13 protein-coding genes, 2 pseudogenes and 1 riboswitch are annotated in these 16,176 nt (G+C 33.6%); of the genes and pseudogenes, 13 read left to right on the plus strand and 2 right to left on the minus strand.

From position 1 onward, the window contains the following. The first annotated feature begins 79 nt into the window (after window positions 1-79). On the plus strand, window positions 80-1,024 hold the full coding sequence (gene panE / locus NSQ08_RS07795) for a 2-dehydropantoate 2-reductase (RefSeq protein WP_002141289.1): 945 nt from the start codon (window positions 80-82) through the stop codon (window positions 1,022-1,024). 61 nt (window positions 1,025-1,085) lie between these two features. Here the strand turns inward: panE and NSQ08_RS07800 are convergent, their stop codons facing one another. Then, window positions 1,086-1,214 (minus strand): hypothetical protein, encoded by a 129-nt coding sequence (locus tag NSQ08_RS07800; RefSeq protein ID WP_000031870.1) that lies wholly within the window; start codon window positions 1,212-1,214, stop codon window positions 1,086-1,088. Window positions 1,215-1,353: 139 nt separating this feature from the next. Continuing rightward, a riboswitch (cyclic di-AMP (ydaO/yuaA leader) is annotated at window positions 1,354-1,500 on the plus strand. A gap of 144 nt (window positions 1,501-1,644) precedes the next feature. Here NSQ08_RS07800 and NSQ08_RS07805 point away from each other — a divergent pair. The 6 genes and pseudogenes from NSQ08_RS07805 to NSQ08_RS07830 form a co-directional block, all read left to right on the plus strand. After that, a complete protein-coding gene (locus tag NSQ08_RS07805; protein ID WP_002141290.1) occupies window positions 1,645-3,471 on the plus strand; it encodes an APC family permease in 1,827 nt (608 codons plus the stop codon). A gap of 604 nt (window positions 3,472-4,075) precedes the next feature. Then, window positions 4,076-5,236, plus strand: coding sequence for a non-hemolytic enterotoxin NHE subunit A (nheA, locus tag NSQ08_RS07810; RefSeq protein ID WP_340773228.1), 1,161 nt, complete (start codon window positions 4,076-4,078; stop codon window positions 5,234-5,236). Window positions 5,237-5,273: 37 nt separating this feature from the next. Further along, complete coding sequence (nheB, locus tag NSQ08_RS07815; protein WP_000162968.1) at window positions 5,274-6,482, plus strand: non-hemolytic enterotoxin NHE subunit B; 1,209 nt, start codon at window positions 5,274-5,276, stop codon at window positions 6,480-6,482. A gap of 107 nt (window positions 6,483-6,589) precedes the next feature. Next, the gene (gene nheC, locus NSQ08_RS07820; protein ID WP_340773233.1) at window positions 6,590-7,669 is read left to right on the plus strand and encodes a non-hemolytic enterotoxin subunit C; all 1,080 of its coding nucleotides are present in this window, start codon (window positions 6,590-6,592) and stop codon (window positions 7,667-7,669) included. Window positions 7,670-7,903: 234 nt separating this feature from the next. Beyond that, a pseudogene (locus NSQ08_RS07825) lies at window positions 7,904-8,530 on the plus strand (LysE family translocator). A gap of 223 nt (window positions 8,531-8,753) precedes the next feature. After that, window positions 8,754-8,984, plus strand: a pseudogene (locus tag NSQ08_RS07830) (GNAT family N-acetyltransferase); the annotation flags it as partial. A 144-nt stretch (window positions 8,985-9,128) separates the two neighbouring features. On the opposite strand, the gene NSQ08_RS07835 reads toward NSQ08_RS07830, so the two are convergent. Beyond that, entirely contained in the window at window positions 9,129-9,395 is a 267-nt protein-coding gene (locus tag NSQ08_RS07835) for a hypothetical protein (RefSeq protein WP_002189205.1), read from the minus strand. 340 nt (window positions 9,396-9,735) lie between these two features. Here NSQ08_RS07835 and NSQ08_RS07840 point away from each other — a divergent pair, with 340 nt between their 5' ends. The 6 genes from NSQ08_RS07840 to NSQ08_RS07865 all read left to right on the plus strand — a co-directional run bounded on the left by NSQ08_RS07840 (window position 9,736) and on the right by NSQ08_RS07865 (window position 16,143). Next, window positions 9,736-10,686 carry a nucleoside hydrolase gene (locus NSQ08_RS07840; RefSeq protein WP_002189206.1) on the plus strand — a complete coding sequence of 317 codons (951 nt, stop codon included), beginning with the start codon at window positions 9,736-9,738 and terminating at the stop codon, window positions 10,684-10,686. Window positions 10,687-11,371: 685 nt separating this feature from the next. Next, a complete protein-coding gene (locus NSQ08_RS07845) occupies window positions 11,372-11,815 on the plus strand; it encodes a carboxymuconolactone decarboxylase family protein (RefSeq protein ID WP_000083030.1) in 444 nt (147 codons plus the stop codon). A gap of 241 nt (window positions 11,816-12,056) precedes the next feature. After that, window positions 12,057-12,587, plus strand: a complete 531-nt coding sequence (locus NSQ08_RS07850) for a GNAT family N-acetyltransferase (RefSeq protein WP_340773239.1) — start codon at window positions 12,057-12,059, stop codon at window positions 12,585-12,587. 551 nt (window positions 12,588-13,138) lie between these two features. Next, a complete protein-coding gene (locus tag NSQ08_RS07855) occupies window positions 13,139-13,534 on the plus strand; it encodes a DUF3224 domain-containing protein (RefSeq protein WP_002141295.1) in 396 nt (131 codons plus the stop codon). A 115-nt stretch (window positions 13,535-13,649) separates the two neighbouring features. Next, window positions 13,650-14,540 carry a Vgb family protein gene (locus NSQ08_RS07860; protein WP_001223216.1) on the plus strand — a complete coding sequence of 297 codons (891 nt, stop codon included), beginning with the start codon at window positions 13,650-13,652 and terminating at the stop codon, window positions 14,538-14,540. A 655-nt stretch (window positions 14,541-15,195) separates the two neighbouring features. Further along, window positions 15,196-16,143: a sugar-binding transcriptional regulator gene (locus tag NSQ08_RS07865; protein WP_000356572.1), complete on the plus strand. Its 948-nt coding sequence runs from the start codon at window positions 15,196-15,198 to the stop codon at window positions 16,141-16,143. The last annotated feature ends 33 nt before the right edge of the window (window positions 16,144-16,176 follow it).

Genomic DNA, 16,176 nt, shown 5'->3' on the forward strand with positions numbered 1-16,176 from the left:
AGCTTATTTAACAAGGGACATGTATAATGTTATGTATACTAAAATTAGTATAATTGTGTTAGAAAAAGGGGGATGTTGTATGCGTATTTTAGTATTAGGAGCTGGGGGCGTTGGCGGATTTTTCGGTGGCCGATTAGTAGAAAAGGGAGAAGATGTTACATTTCTCGTTCGCAGCAAAAGAAAACAGCAATTAGAAGAAAAAGGCCTTGTTATTCGTAGTGTTAATGGAGATTTTTCATTTCAACCGAAATTGGTAACGAAAGAAGATAGAACGACTCCATTTGATGTGATTTTATTTTCAACAAAAGCGTATCATTTACACGAGGCGACCATAGATTTAAAGCCGTTTGTAGGTAAAAATACTGTAATAATCCCATTGTTAAATGGTATCGCTCATTTATCACTATTACAAAAGGAATTCGGTGAAGAAAAAGTAATTGGCGGTCTATGCTTTATCGAGACGACATTAAACAATCAGGGAGAAATTGTACAAACGAGTGCTGCCAACAGACTTGTATTTGGAGAAATTAAGTCTCAAGATTCAGAGAGAATCAATCATATTTCCAAAGCATTTGCAGGTACGAAATCTAGTTTTGTTTTAAGTGAAAATATTACGCAAGATATGTGGCATAAATATTTATTTATTACTGTAATGTCAGGTGTGACAACATTAATGCGTGCACCAATAGGACCGATTCGCGAAAGCGAAGGTGGACGCGATTTTATCCAAAACTTATTTGAAGAATCTGTGCAAATCATGAGGGCATTAGGAGCTCCGGTAAAGGAAAACATTGTTGAGGAACATATGAAAACAATTGATAAAATTTCGTATGATATGAAGTCATCGATGCAGCGTGATATGGAAAAAGGTTCGTCCATTGAAGCGAAGTACTTACAAGGATATTTACTGGATTTAGCAGAGCAATTTTCTAAAGAAGCACCATTATTAGGAGCAGTATATCAAAATTTAAAAGTGTATGAAGAAATGGTCTTTAACAAATCGGCAATAGAATTGGATGTATGAAAAAATAAAAAAGAAAGCAATATATAAATGTATTGCTTTCTTTTTTATTTTTTATGACAAATTATTTATTTCTTTTAACTCTTTCTGTCAAGTTTATTTCTTGTTCGCGTTTCCCATACAACTGATTAATTTCATTTGCTAATGCATCTAAATAGGAATCGGAAAAAATAGGCTTCTTTTCTTTAGACATACGGGTCTCCTTTGTGGATTTTTAGTATTCATTATGTATATTTTTCGGTGGATTATGCGCAATCGTTTTAATTTTTTTCTTTTTTAAAATTTTTGTTTACTTTTTGAAAATAAAGGAGTATTATAATCCACAGTTTCAATTTTCTAAATCGCTGAAGCCGCATGGTGCGGGGGACCCGTTCTTATGGATTAGTACATAATCCAATGGGGTGAATCCTTGAAAAAGGTAGGGCTACTCATAGGCCCGAATCCGACAGCTAACCTCGTAAGCGTTATATTGAGAAGGAAGGTGGAGCTTGTGCGACAAAAAAAATAATGTCTACAAGTCTATTTCGTTATGGCTTGTAGACATTTTTTGTTTTCTGAAGAAATAGTTTATCCGCTGTAATTAGCAGAAAAATTCGTGCAAAATTATTGGAGAGTGGACAGCGTTGGTTTCATCTATCAAAAGGTTTTTAATTGGAAGGCCGTTAAAATCAACTGAGTTAGGAGAGCAAAAACTTAATAAAACAAAGGCGCTAGCCATTTTATCTTCTGACGCATTGTCATCGGTCGCATACGGACCAGAGCAAATATTAATTGCACTAGCAGGCCTTGGAGCGGTAGCTTATTGGTATTCCATTCCGATTGCAATTGGGGTATTAGTATTATTGACAGCTCTTATTTTATCTTATCGACAAATTATTTTTGCTTATCCTCATGGCGGCGGAGCATATGTTGTATCAAAAGAGAATTTAGGGATGAATCCAGGCTTAATAGCAGGAGGATCTTTATTAGTTGATTACATTTTAACGGTTGCAGTAAGTGTATCTGCGGGTACAGATGCGCTCACATCTGCTTTTCCTAGCTTACATGCACATAATGTAATCATTGCGATTATATTTGTCATATTGATTACCATCTTAAATTTAAGAGGCGTAACGGAATCAGCTTCCGTTTTAGCATATCCTGTTTATTTATTCGTTTTAGCACTATTTATATTAATTGGTGTAGGGATATACAATATTTTAACGGGACACGTTTCGCAGGCTTTGCATTCGCCAATTGGAACGCCAGTTGCAGGAATTAGTTTGTTCTTACTGTTACGAGCATTTGCTTCAGGAAGCTCTGCTTTAACGGGTGTTGAGGCGATATCTAACGCAATTCCAAACTTTAAAGATCCTGCACCTAACAATGCAGCGAAAACATTGCTTGCAATGGGTGCATTACTTGCAGTTTTATTTTCTGGAATTGTCTTTTTAGCTTATTATTACGGAATTAATCCAAGTAAGGAAGTAACAGTCGTTTCACAAATTGCTGAACAAACTTTTGGACGTAATTTCATGTACTATTTCATACAAGGTACAACAGCTTTAATATTAATTCTTGCGGCTAACACAGGTTATTCTGCATTTCCACTATTAGCGGTTAATCTTGCAAAAGATAAGTTCATACCGAGAATGTTTACGATTAGAGGAGACCGCCTAGGTTATTCAAACGGTATTATTATACTTGGGATTTCTTCGATTATTTTAATTGTAGCTTTTCAGGGGAAAACAGAACACTTGATTCCGCTATATGCAGTAGGGGTATTTATTCCGTTTACACTTTCTCAAACTGGAATGGTACTAAAATGGCTTCGTGAAAAGCCTGAAGGATGGGCTTTAAGATTAACGGTTAATTTAATTGGTGCAGTCATTAGTTTTATCGTTATGAGCATGTTCTTTTTAACTAAGTTCGCACAAGTTTGGTCAATCCTTATTTTCTTACCTTTCATTATCTTCTTGTTCCATCGAATTAAGAAGCATTATGATGCAGTGGGCGATCAATTAAGTTTAAAAACTTGTGAACCACTTGTTCCGATTGAAGGGAATGTAATTGTCGTTCCTGTAGCTGGTATGACTCATGTAGTAGAAAATTCATTGAACTATGCTAAGGCTCTTTCTGCAGATCAAGTTATCGCTGTATATGTTGCTTTTGACAGAGAAGAGGAAAAGAAATTTGAAGAGAAATGGGAGAAGTGGCAACCTGAAGTAAGGCTTGTTACATTACATTCTCATTATAGAAGCATTATTCAGCCGCTTACAAAATTTATTGACACAGTGCAATATAAAGCGAGTGAATCAAATTACCGAGTTACGGTCGTTATACCACAGTTTATTCCGAAAAAAGGTTGGCATAACATTCTTCATAATCAGTCTAGTTTACTCATTCGTGCGTATTTACTCTATAAAAGAAATGTTGTTATTACGACAGTTCCATATCATTTGAAAAAGTAATAAGATTTTTTAAGGATAGCTTCACGAAAGTGAAGCTATCCTTTTTGTGTATATGCTATGCATAATTGCATATGGATTTAAAAAATATATTAGTATAATTTTAATGGTTATGAATATGTAGTGTTTCCTGTTGTGGTATATAGATAGTTTAATCGAGAAAGTGAATTGAATTTTATTTTGGGATAAGGACATGAGAGCTTGAAAATAAAGGGAATTAAAATACTTCTTTACGTTATATAAATAGCTGTGTTTAAATGACCTTACAGTACAAAACTTACATGAAAACAAAACGAAATTTCATACTTTCACACGTTAATTAGTTTAAAATGAATAATATTTTCATGTAATATATTCACTGTGTGAATGTGGAAATCGCAATAAAATAGAAAATTTATACAGTTTTATTCATACTAAGCACATATGAAAAGTTATGAAGTGTTTTATAACAATAAGTAAGTACTGTAGAAATAAAGTTTGAGAGAGGTGGTTCGTACATGACTCACGGTGAGAACGTTCTCTATTTTTAACCATCTCAAATCATTTGTAAGAAAATAGAATAATAAAATGCGATAGTAATAGTTGCTAATACATAGGAGGAGTTAAAGTGAAAAAGACTTTAATTACAGGGTTATTGGTTACAGCAGTATCTACGAGTTGCTTCGTTCCTGTAAGCGCTTACGCTAAGGAGGGGCAAACAGAAGTGAAAACAGTATATGCGCAAAATGTAATTGCTCCAAATACATTATCCAATTCAATTAGAGTGTTAGGGTCACAGTCACCACTTATCCAAGCATACGGATTAGTTATTTTGCAACAGCCAGACATTAAGGTAAACGCTATGAGTAGTTTAACGAATCATCAAAAATTTGCAAAAACGAATGTACGAGAGTGGATTGATGAATATAATCCGAAGCTAATCGACTTAAATCAAGAAATGATGAGATACAGCACAAGATTTAATAGTTATTATAGTAAGCTCTATGAACTAGCAGGAAAAGTAAATGAAGATGAACAGGCAAAAGCAGATTTTACAAACGCATATGGAAAATTACAATTGCAGGTCCAAAGCATTCAAGAGAGTATGGAGCAAGATTTATTAGAGTTAAATCGATTTAAAACGGTATTAGACAAAGATAGTAATAACTTATCAATTAAAGCTGATGAAGCAATAAAAACACTGCAAGGATCAAGCGGAGATATTGTGAAATTAAGAGAAGACATAAAAAGAATTCAAGGGGAAATTCAAGCTGAACTAACTACTATTTTGAATAGACCACAAGAAATTATTAAAGGTTCTATTAATATCGGTAAACAAGTATTTACAATCACAAATCAAACTGCACAAACGAAAACAATCGATTTTGTTTCTATCGGTACTTTAAGTAATGAAATTGTAAATGCTGCAGATAGTCAAACGAGGGAAGCTGCTCTTCGTATTCAACAAAAGCAAAAAGAGTTATTACCACTTATTCAAAAGTTATCACAAACTGAATCAGAGGCAACACAAATTACATTCGTTGAAGATCAAGTAAGTAGCTTTACAGAACTAATTGATCGCCAAATTACAACTTTAGAGACGTTATTAACGGATTGGAAAGTTTTAAACAATAATATGATCCAAATTCAAGTAAATATTGAAGAAGGCACGTATACAGACAGTAGTTTACTTCAAAAACATTTCAATCAACTTAAAAAAGTAAGTGATGAAATGAATAAGCAAACAAATCAATTTGAAGATTACGTTACAAACGTTGAAGTACATTAAACAGAAAAATAATTAGCGATATAGGGAGAGAAGAAAAATGACAAAAAAACCATATAAAGTAATGGCTCTATCAGCACTTATGGCAGTATTTGCAGCAGGGAATATTATGCCGGCCCATACGTATGCAGCTGAAAGTACAGTGAAACAAGCTCCAGTTCATGCTGTAGCAAAAGCTTATAATGACTATGAGGAATACTCATTAGGACCAGAAGGCCTAAAAGATGCAATGGAAAGAACGGGTTCAAACGCTTTAGTAATGGATCTGTACGCTTTAACAATTATTAAACAAGGTAATGTTAACTTTGGTAATGTATCGTCTGTTGATGCGGCTTTAAAAGGGAAAGTGATTCAGCACCAGGATACAGCTAGAGGAAATGCGAAGCAATGGTTAGATGTATTAAAACCACAGCTTATTTCAACGAATCAAAATATTATTAATTACAATACGAAATTCCAAAACTATTATGATACTTTAGTCGCTGCGGTAGATGCAAAAGATAAAGCGACTCTTACGAAAGGTTTAACTAGATTATCAAGTAGTATTAATGAAAATAAAGCGCAAGTAGATCAGTTAGTAGAAGACTTGAAAAAATTCCGAAACAAAATGACGTCCGATACGCAAAACTTCAAAGGTGATGCAAATCAAATTACATCTATATTAGCTAGTCAAGATGCAGGAATCCCGCTTCTGCAAAATCAAATTACAACGTACAATGAAGCGATTAGTAAATATAATGCAATTATTATCGGTTCATCAGTTGCGACAGCTCTAGGGCCAATTGCAATTATCGGTGGTGCAGTAGTTATTGCTACAGGTGCAGGAACGCCGCTAGGAGTCGCGTTAATTGCAGGTGGTGCAGCAGCTGTAGGTGGTGGAACAGCTGGAATCGTATTAGCGAAGAAAGAGCTTGATAATGCACAGGCAGAAATTCAAAAGATAACAGGACAAGTTACAACTGCCCAATTAGAAGTGGCAGGACTAACGAACATTAAAACACAAACTGAGTATTTAACAAACACAATTGATACAGCAATTACAGCGTTGCAAAATATTTCAAACCAATGGTATACAATGGGATCGAAATATAATTCATTACTTCAAAATGTAGACTCTATTAGTCCAAACGACCTTGTTTTCATTAAGGAAGACTTGAATATAGCTAAAGATAGCTGGAAAAACATTAAAGACTATGCAGAAAAGATTTATGCTGAAGATATTAAAGTAGTAGATACGAAAAAAGCATAATTGAATAAGAATCGTAAGAGCGTTAAGTATTAATGAATGAGTTGAAGCTCCTGTTCAGTTGTGAGCAGGAGCTTTTGATATCCTTATAAAGAGAATAGGTGAAAAGTATGGAGAAAAGATTTTATAAGAAATGCCTTTTAACGATAATGATTGCTGGAGTGGCAACGAGTAATGCATTTCCTTTACATCCTTTCGCAGCAGAACAAAACATAAAAACATTACAAGAGAGTGCAAAAAATTATTCTCTCGGACCAGCAGGGCTCCAAGATGTAATGGCGCAAACGACATCGAGCATATTCGCAATGGATTCATATGCAAAATTAATTCAAAATCAACAAGAGACTGATTTGAGTAAAATAAGTTCAATTAATGGTAATTTAAGAGGGGATATGATTCAGCATCAAAAAGATGCAAAAATTAATGCGGCGTATTGGTTAAATAATATGAAGCCTCAAATTATGAAAACGGATCAAAATATTATTGATTACAACAATACTTTTCAAGCGTACTATAGTGACATGCTATTAGCGATTGATCAAAAAGATAGCGTAAAGTTAAAAGCAGATTTAGAAAAGTTGTATGCGGACATTTTAAAGAATCAAAATGAGGTAGATGTATTATTAGGGAATTTGAAAGCTTTTCGCGATAGAATGGCGAAAGACACAAATAGTTTTAAAGAGGATACAAATCAATTAACAGCGATTTTGGCAAGTACGAATGCTGGTATTCCAGCATTAGAGCAACAAATAAATACATATAATGATTCGATTAAAAAGAGTAATGATATGGTTATCGCTGGTGGTGTACTTTGCGTAGCGCTAATAACATGTCTTGCTGGCGGACCGATGATTGCGATTGCGAAAAAAGATATTGCAAATGCAGAACGAGAAATAGCCAGTTTAAAGAATAGAATTTCTGGAGCACAAGCAGAAGTGGCAATTTTGACAGATGTGAAAAATAAAACGACTAATATGACAGAAACAATTGATGCAGCAATTACAGCACTGCAAAACATATCAAATCAGTGGTATACGGTAGGTGCGAAATATAATAATTTACTACAAAACGTAAAAGGAATCAGTCCTGAAGAATTTACCTTTATAAAAGAAGATTTAAATACAGCGAAAGATAGCTGGAAGGATGTAAAAGATTATACAGAAAAATTACATGAAGGCGTGGCGAAATAAACAGCGGAGTAGTTCCACTGTTTATTTTTTTATCCCGTTTTTTGTGAGAGCCGATCTTGTAATTTTACCCATAAGTTTGCCGTGCATTTTATCAATGTAACTTTAGGATAATGTTTGGTCAAATTGATACTAATAAACTCGATAAACTCCTGATCACGCTTTTTATATTTAATATTTTAAGTAAAAAAGCTATACTATAGGCAAAACTAAAAATTGGAAAGGAAATACTAGAACATGGAAAATTATTTGTTATTTATCCTTACAGCAATCCTAATCATAATAATGCCTGGTCCCGGTTTTGCCTTAGTTACAAAAAACACTATCTCGCATGGTAAAAATGGTGGGATAAAGACCGTCTTAGGAACGGTATCTGGAATGATGATTCATACAATAATGGCTACACTAGGACTTTCTGCTATCCTAATGAAATTTGCTATGCTATTTACATTAATAAAATATGCTGGGGCTTTTTATTTAATTTACTTAGCTGTAAAGTCAATTAAAAGTGCCTTTTCTAAAAAAGAAGATATGTCAGGTTCAGTGGGAATGAACTCTAAGGATATTGGAACGATTAAAAGTTTTAGACAAGGATTTACCACGGCAATCTTAAATCCAAAAACTGCTGTATTTTTCCTTAGTTTTCTACCCCAATTTATTGTGAACAATCAAAGTCATCTCTTCCAATTTCTTTTGTTAGGACTCACATTTACGACTTTGACAGCAATATGATATTTACTTTATATCTCACTAATACGTCAATTAAGAACTTTTTTAAGAAAAGAAAAAGTGAACCGTACAATAGAAGGTATTACTGGCGCAGTATTGTTAGTATTTGGAGTTAGGTTATTTTTCCAAAAATAAATATGTATATGAAAAGAGAAATAATCAATGGTGGTTATTTCTCTTATTCACTTATTCTAAAACTATCATTATAGATTTCTAGAGGTGAGATGATTTTTTGTTGGGTATTTATGTTACTATCACTGTAAAAATTGTGAAGAAATGTACTTAAACTAACGGGGCAGGATAGTTGAATAAGAATAAAAATATTTTTATAAGTTAAATTTATTGAATATCATAAAATATAACACATCAAGGTGGATGGAGAGCTACTATCGAAGGAGTGAGAACATCTGCTTCTGTAAGAGGAAAGGGTGTAGGTACTGAACTTATAAAATGGGCAATTCAACGTGCAGAAGAACGTGGTTGTCATTTGGTACAACTGACAACTGATAAAAAAAGACCAGATGCGTTAAGGTTTTATGAACGGTTAGGTTTTAAAGCAACGTACGAAGGTTTAAAGCTAAAGATTTAAAATAATCATAATCAATCTTTTTTATAAAAAACAGTTATTAAAAATAAAAGAAAGCTGTCATTTTGATCAATCTTTATTCAAAACGACAGCTTTTTATATACAGTAAAATCAAGGGTTTCGAGTAATTTATAATCAAACTTTTTTCTAAACCAACACTCGATGGCGATGTGGTGTTACCTCAAATATAATTATTTTATTTGAAGGTCTCATTTTAATTTTTTCAAATCTTTTCATAGGTTGATATACAAAGACGTGTAGTGATAAGCCTATAACTGCAGTAATGTTTAAAATAATACTTATAAGCATTAAAGACCATTCTATAACTGGAGAAAAGTATCCGTTCGTACTTAATGTAGAAGAACTTACATCTAGTATTAAAATAACTATTAGTAAAGGTAAGTTTTTAACCAATTTGAATCCCCTCTTTTAAGTGTAATATCTTTATATTATTATATTGCAAAATAAATTATATAATTAATTATAAGATAGTTATCTATGAGAATTTAACTTGTTTTTTCGTTTTGGGGTGTTAAAAAATTCTTAAGTTGATGGGCATGGGATAGCACAACATGCCTATGAACTTAAGAACAGAAACTTACGCTTGAACATAATATCAAATTTAGATGAGCAAAGCTATTTCAAGTGAATAGAATCCACTCTTTAAGAATACATAAAATATATACATACAAGCTTAGCCTGATCACTACATCATTAGTGAAAGTAGGATTCTATAGATTTTGGAGGAAGAGATATGAAAAAAAAGGTTCTCCTGTTTACAGATTTGGGGATTGATGATGCGTTTGCTATACTGTACACCTTTTTTCGTAAAGACATTCAACTTGTAGGAATTGTAGCCGATTATGGAAATGTATCCAGAGAAAATGTAATAAGAAATATTAACTATTTGAAGTACATTGCGGGAAAAGAAGAGATACCTGTATTCCTTGGTGCTTCTGTACCGCTGACAGGTATATTGATTCAGTATTTCCCTGAGGTACATGGAAAAGTCGGATTAGGACCTATCATTCCCCCTGAAATTTCATATCCAGTGTATCCTTTAAATGATATTTATCAAATTATAGAATCAAATTTAGAAGATCTTACAATTATCAATTTAGGAAGACTTTCTTCGCTAGCTACGACTTTTGTGTTGAATTTAGAAACAATGCGAAACGTAAGAGAATGTATTTGCATGGGGGGAGCTTTTTTCTATCCAGGTAACGTAACTGCTGTGGCTGAAGCTAACTTTTACTCAGACCCTTATGCAGCAAACTTAATTCTGCAGCATGCAAAGAACTTGACAATTATTCCTTTAAATGTGACTCAACATGCGATTGTTACACCCGAAATGGTCCAGCAAATCGATGCATTTCATCGGAATACACAGGATCTTGCAGGACTCATCATCAAACCTATGTTAGACTATTATTATAAATTCTACTCTAAGTCTAATCCTGGTATAAGTGGAAGCCCTATGCATGATTTTGTAACAGTGTGGTATTTGCTGAATCAAGAGGCTGTTGGCCTTTCAAGAGTACCCATTAAAGTAATTCCTGATCAAGGAGAAGGATTTGGTCAAAGTATTGCAGACTTTCGTTTTGCTACTAATCCAGGCTATAAAACGCATAATGTAGCTTTTCAGCTTGATTATAAAAGATTCAAGAAGGATATTATGGAAACGTTTTTAAAGAAGAGAGTGTAACAGACTTTATTAACTTCAGATAATAGGGATTATGTGAATGAAATGCCACTTCACTTAACGTACAGGAATTCGACTTTTTTAGGTTAAAATTCGCTTAGCATATAAAACTTCCAAAATGTTGGCTGTATCCCATCACTATCAAGCTAACAAAACAAAATCCCCCTAAAATGAAAAAATCCGCTGACTTCTCAAAGTAATTAACTGTAGTGAAAGAAAATTTTTATTTTGGGGGTACATTAAAACTTTAGCTTGACGGGCAGGGGGTCTCGTCACATGCCTATCAAGCTAAGAAATTAGTTGTTCTCCAAAACGAAAAAATTAACTAAATCCCCATAAATAACTATAGGAAGATAAAAACACTGTAGCTTTCGAATAAAGTTTGATCAAAATTATGTAGTTGTTTGGTGATAATAAAATTGTTTCATTTATAATAAAATCATTTAAAAATTAATAGAGTTATTCAATTTATTCTGACGGTAATAATAAAGTAATTAAAAAGTGAAAATATTTGTTTGGAAAATACGGTTACTCATTTGCGATATTTACGTACCATGAAACAACTAATTACACTATCTATAACTGAAATTCTCTTTGATTTCGAATGCTTTACAAACAAAAAAATAGCACGAATGTTCGTATTAAGGTATAATTATAAGTATCTTAAAATCAAAGGAGGTCTTGCCTTATGAGTCAAAGAATTTCCTACTATGATGTTGCACCTGATGGCATGAAAATTATGATGGATATGGAGAAGTACACTAAGAAATCTACAATTAATCGAATTACTAGAGAACTTATAAAGATTAGAGTCTCTCAAATTAACGGTTGTGCTTTCTGCATGGATATGCATACATCAGATGCCCGTAAGATAGGTGAAACCGAACAACGAATTTATTGCTTGAATGCTTGGAATGAATGTGATTTTTATACACCTGAAGAGAAAGTTGCTCTTGAACTATCTGAGCATATTACTCTAATTCCCACTAAAAGAGTTCCTGAAGACCTATATAAGCGAGTACGTGAACACTATGACGAGAAACAATATGTTGACCTTGTTCTGGTAATTAATCAAATCAACAGTTGGAATAGAATTTCTATTGCAATGGGAAATACAGCAACTAAAAAATAATTGCTCTCAACGAACGGTAAATAAGAATAAAATTAAAGATGTTTAAAAATCACAATACAATTGTTTCATTTTTCTTTATTACGCAGTTATCATAAACTGTAACATAACCAAATTTTTGAAATTTATTGGTTCATCCTTTATAGCTTTTATAATAATATTATCTTGAAACACGAAGGGACTGAACTATGCGCAGATATCAATATCTTGACCCCAAAATAAAAATATAATGGAGGTAAAAATATTGATTACAGAACTACAAACCGAAAGATTAGTTTTAAGAAAAATAAAAGTATCAGACTCAGCTAGCATGTTTACAATTTGGGCGGATCCAGAAGTTACAAAATTTATGAATATCAATAGTTTTACTGATGAAAGCCAAGCGGTAGATATGATTGAAATGCTTGATAAGTTATCTCGGGAAAACAGAGCTATTCGTTATTCAATAATTGAATTAGAATCAAATGAAATTATCGGTTCTTGTGGTTATAATTCATTTGATTTCAAAAACGCCAAAGCAGAAATTGGTTACGATATTAGTAAAGCTTTTTGGGGTAAGGGGTATGCGCCAGAAGCCATTCTCTCTTTAATGGATTATGCGTTTAGTACTTTAGAATTCAATAGAATAGAAGCAAAAGTTGAATCTGAAAACATCAATTCAATAAAAGTCTTACAAAAGTTAAACTTTACATTCGAAGGGACAATGAGAAAGTGTGAAAAATCTAATGAAAAGTTTATTGATCTAAGTATTTATTCAAAATTAATAACAGATTAACTTATATTACTTAGCCTACATTCCTTAAAATGTAGACTATTAAATACCCTCGAAGCATCCTTAATTGCTATTAATTGAAAGTGAGGGCTACGGCTCTCTTTTTTAATTCACAATTTCTAGTACAATTGAAATAATTAAGAAACGTATAGAGTAATCCGTCCGATCTTAACCACTGAAGAAAAATTAACAGAGGAAGAGATCATGAACTTTGCTGTTGAAATGAGGGAAAAGAAATAGAAGGACACAACTATATAATAAGAAAAATCTAGAAGATACGTAATATTTAAAAATGAACCGTCTCATAAAGAACATGTAGTAATTTCTACGTGTTCTTTTTTAATAAAAATGAAAGTAAACTGTTAAATAAAAATTTACTTTCAATGTCATATAAGAAGAACAAAAAATAAGTCGTCTTTTGCTCTTAACAGGGTCTTACCAGCAGCATCCGTTACTTTAGAAACACTCCTATGAGATATAATTATTGATGGTACTTTTTAGGTGATATACTGGAGGTAGATTACTCATCTAATGATGAAGGGAGGTTTACGCGTATGGAAGTAACATTTACAGTAAGTAAATGGGATGAAAAGCCAGTCAATGACACTAGAAAAGATTTCCCTATTAATATTGCCCATGTCGAATATGATATTGACGGTGAATTAAAAGGAAAAGCTTTTGTTGAATATTTATTATATTATTTAGAATCAACTATAGATGATGGTCACTTGGCTACTGCTAAAATTTCTGGATTTTTACATTTCGAAGGAATTTATAAGGGAAAACGAGGGACATTTATAGCTATAGAGCAAGGGATATTTGATAAAGGAAATCTAGATTCCCCTGCAACAATCATCAAAGCTACTGGTGAATTAGAAAGCCTGAAAGGGTCCTATAATTATAAGTTTACAGGTCAAACCAGTAAAATGATTCTAGACTTTGAATTCTAACAAAATATCTTATAATTTAGCAAAAAGGGCATCCACTGTAATACCAGGAATGTCCTTTTTTAAACTAAATTATACCGAAAAACAAGACTCGAAATTTTCAATGGGAGGAAATGATATGAGGATCACGATACAAGAATATGTGGTCAATGAAATAGATTCAGGACCATATGGAATAACCGTAGGAAAAGACGGAGCATTGTGGTTTACGGAACAGAAAGGGAATCGAATTGGTAGAATAAATGCTACTGGTGAAATAAATTCTTTTCCCATTCCGACAGCAAATGCAGGAGCTATGTCAATTATCTCGGACCAGACCGGTGATTTATGGTTTACGGAATATAACTCAAGCAAGATCGGTAAAATGTCGATGAACGGTCTTTTTGAAGAATATGTACTCCCTACAACGAACGCTGCACCTTTTGGCATAACGGAAGGCCCAGATGGAGCAATATGGTTTACAGAAATGAATAATGGTAGGATCGGAAGAATAACAAAGTCAGGGGAAATCACCGAGTTTGAATTGCCTAACTCCAAATCATTTCCCTCTTTTATTACTCTGGGATCAGACGGTGCATTATGGTTTACACAGAATCAGAACAATAGGATTGGGAGAATAACCACTAAAGGTGAGGTCAAAGAATATCCAATCCCAACACCCAACTCCGGGCCAGTTGGAATTGCGAGCGGCCCAGATGGAGCAATATGGTTTGTGCAAATCATAGGCAATAAAATTGGTAGAATTACGTTCGAAGGTGAGATCAAAGAATTTGTTATACCGACGCCGAACGCTCGTCCTCATGCCATAATACCTGGGAAGAACAGAGATCTTTGGTTCACAGAATGGGGAGGTAACCAAATCAGCCGTATTACAGTTGAAGGAGTTATTACGGAATATACGATACCTACAAATAATGCAGAGCCACATGGTATCACGTTTTGTCCGGATGGCGATCTTTGGTTCGCTGAAGAGTGTAATCAAATTGGACGTCTAACAATCATTACGTAATAGGGATATCATCCATCGCTATCAAGCTCAGAAAAGTAAATATTCCATCACCATCAAGTTAAGAATTTGGTTGCTCCCCAAAACGAAAAAATGTGCTTTTTTGTTACAAGTAGCACAAAATTTCGTTCTGGGGGTACTATAAAATTTTAGCTTGATGGCGATGGGGTCTCGCCATCAAAACGTGAATTTCGCACGCTAAGGAATTTCTATGTTAAAAAACTTGGCTTTACCGTACGTTAAGGAAGTTCCATAAACGATATTTAATGTTTGTTATTGTTACTACAGAAAGAACAAAAAGAATGAATTAAATATGAATCGATTTATCCCGCTATTTGCGGGCAGTAAGACTCCCACCTCAAAATTCGGCGAATACGAGGGAGTTAGGTGGGAGTCGGACTGCCCGTAAAAGCCCGATTGGTGAGGGCTAATAATCAGTGGGGGATGAACAAAACCCCCACTGATTAAAGTTTCACTTTATCTGATTCAAGATCATTTGTATCGAGTGTATGAAGCTAAAAAATAAAAGTTTCATTGTAAATACTAAGTGTAGTAGAAGTTCAGTTAGAGAAAATTCGGTAGTCGAATTTTTTTGCATAAAGCTGTATAATGCTTGTAACGAAAAGGAAATACAGGAAAGGATATGTAATGAGTTACTATGGATAAGGATAAACAACAATTAAGCGTTGAAGTTGCAAGATTATATTATCAATCAGATTATAGTCAGCAAGAAATTGCTAACAAATTAAATATCTCAAGACCGACAATCTCTAGATTATTAAAGTACGCGAAAGAAAAAGGATTTGTTCAAATTAGTATAGCAGATCCATTTGCTGATTTAGATAACGTCGGGAACTTACTTAAAGAAAAGTACAACTTGTTAGAGGCGCATGTTGTATTTTCTCCAGTGCCAGAATATGCAACGATTACTGAGTATATTAGTAAATATGCAGCTGAGTATATGGAAAAGACAGTGAAAACTGGTGATATCGTTGGTGTAAGCTGGGGAATGACGATGTATGAAATCGCTAGAAAAATCGTACCGCAACATGTGAAAGGTGTAGAGGTCGTCCAGTTAAAAGGTGGCATTAGTCACTCAAGTGTAAATACATATGCGAATGAAACGATCGCGTTATTTGCAGATGCTTTTCAAACGACGCCAAGAAATCTACCTCTTCCAGTTATATTTGATAATGCGGTGACAAAAGAATTAGTGGAGCAAGATAGACATATTCATCACATTATTGAAATGGGGAAACAAGCAAATATTGCAATTTTCACTGTTGGAACAGTGCGTGATGAAGCGTTATTATTCCGATTAGGATATTTAGATAAGGATGAAACGAACATTTTGAAAGAACAAGCTGTCGGTGACATTTGTTCACGTTTCTTTGATGGAGATGGAAATATTAGTAGTGAAGAAATTAATAAGCGTACAATTGGAATTGAGTTAGAGGAACTTAAATTAAAGAAACGTTCTATTTTAGTTGCAGGTGGTAATAGAAAAATAAAAGCAATTGACGGTGCGTTACGTGGCGGGTATGCAAATGTACTAATTATAGATCAGCATACAGCGAAAGAATTGTTACATTATCAAAAAGGTTAGAAATAAAAGGCTTTCTCAAAATATTAATTTTGA

Source organism: Bacillus sp. FSL E2-8887, assembly GCF_038007205.1.
Classification (GTDB): Bacteria; Bacillota; Bacilli; order Bacillales; family Bacillaceae_G; genus Bacillus_A; species Bacillus_A mycoides.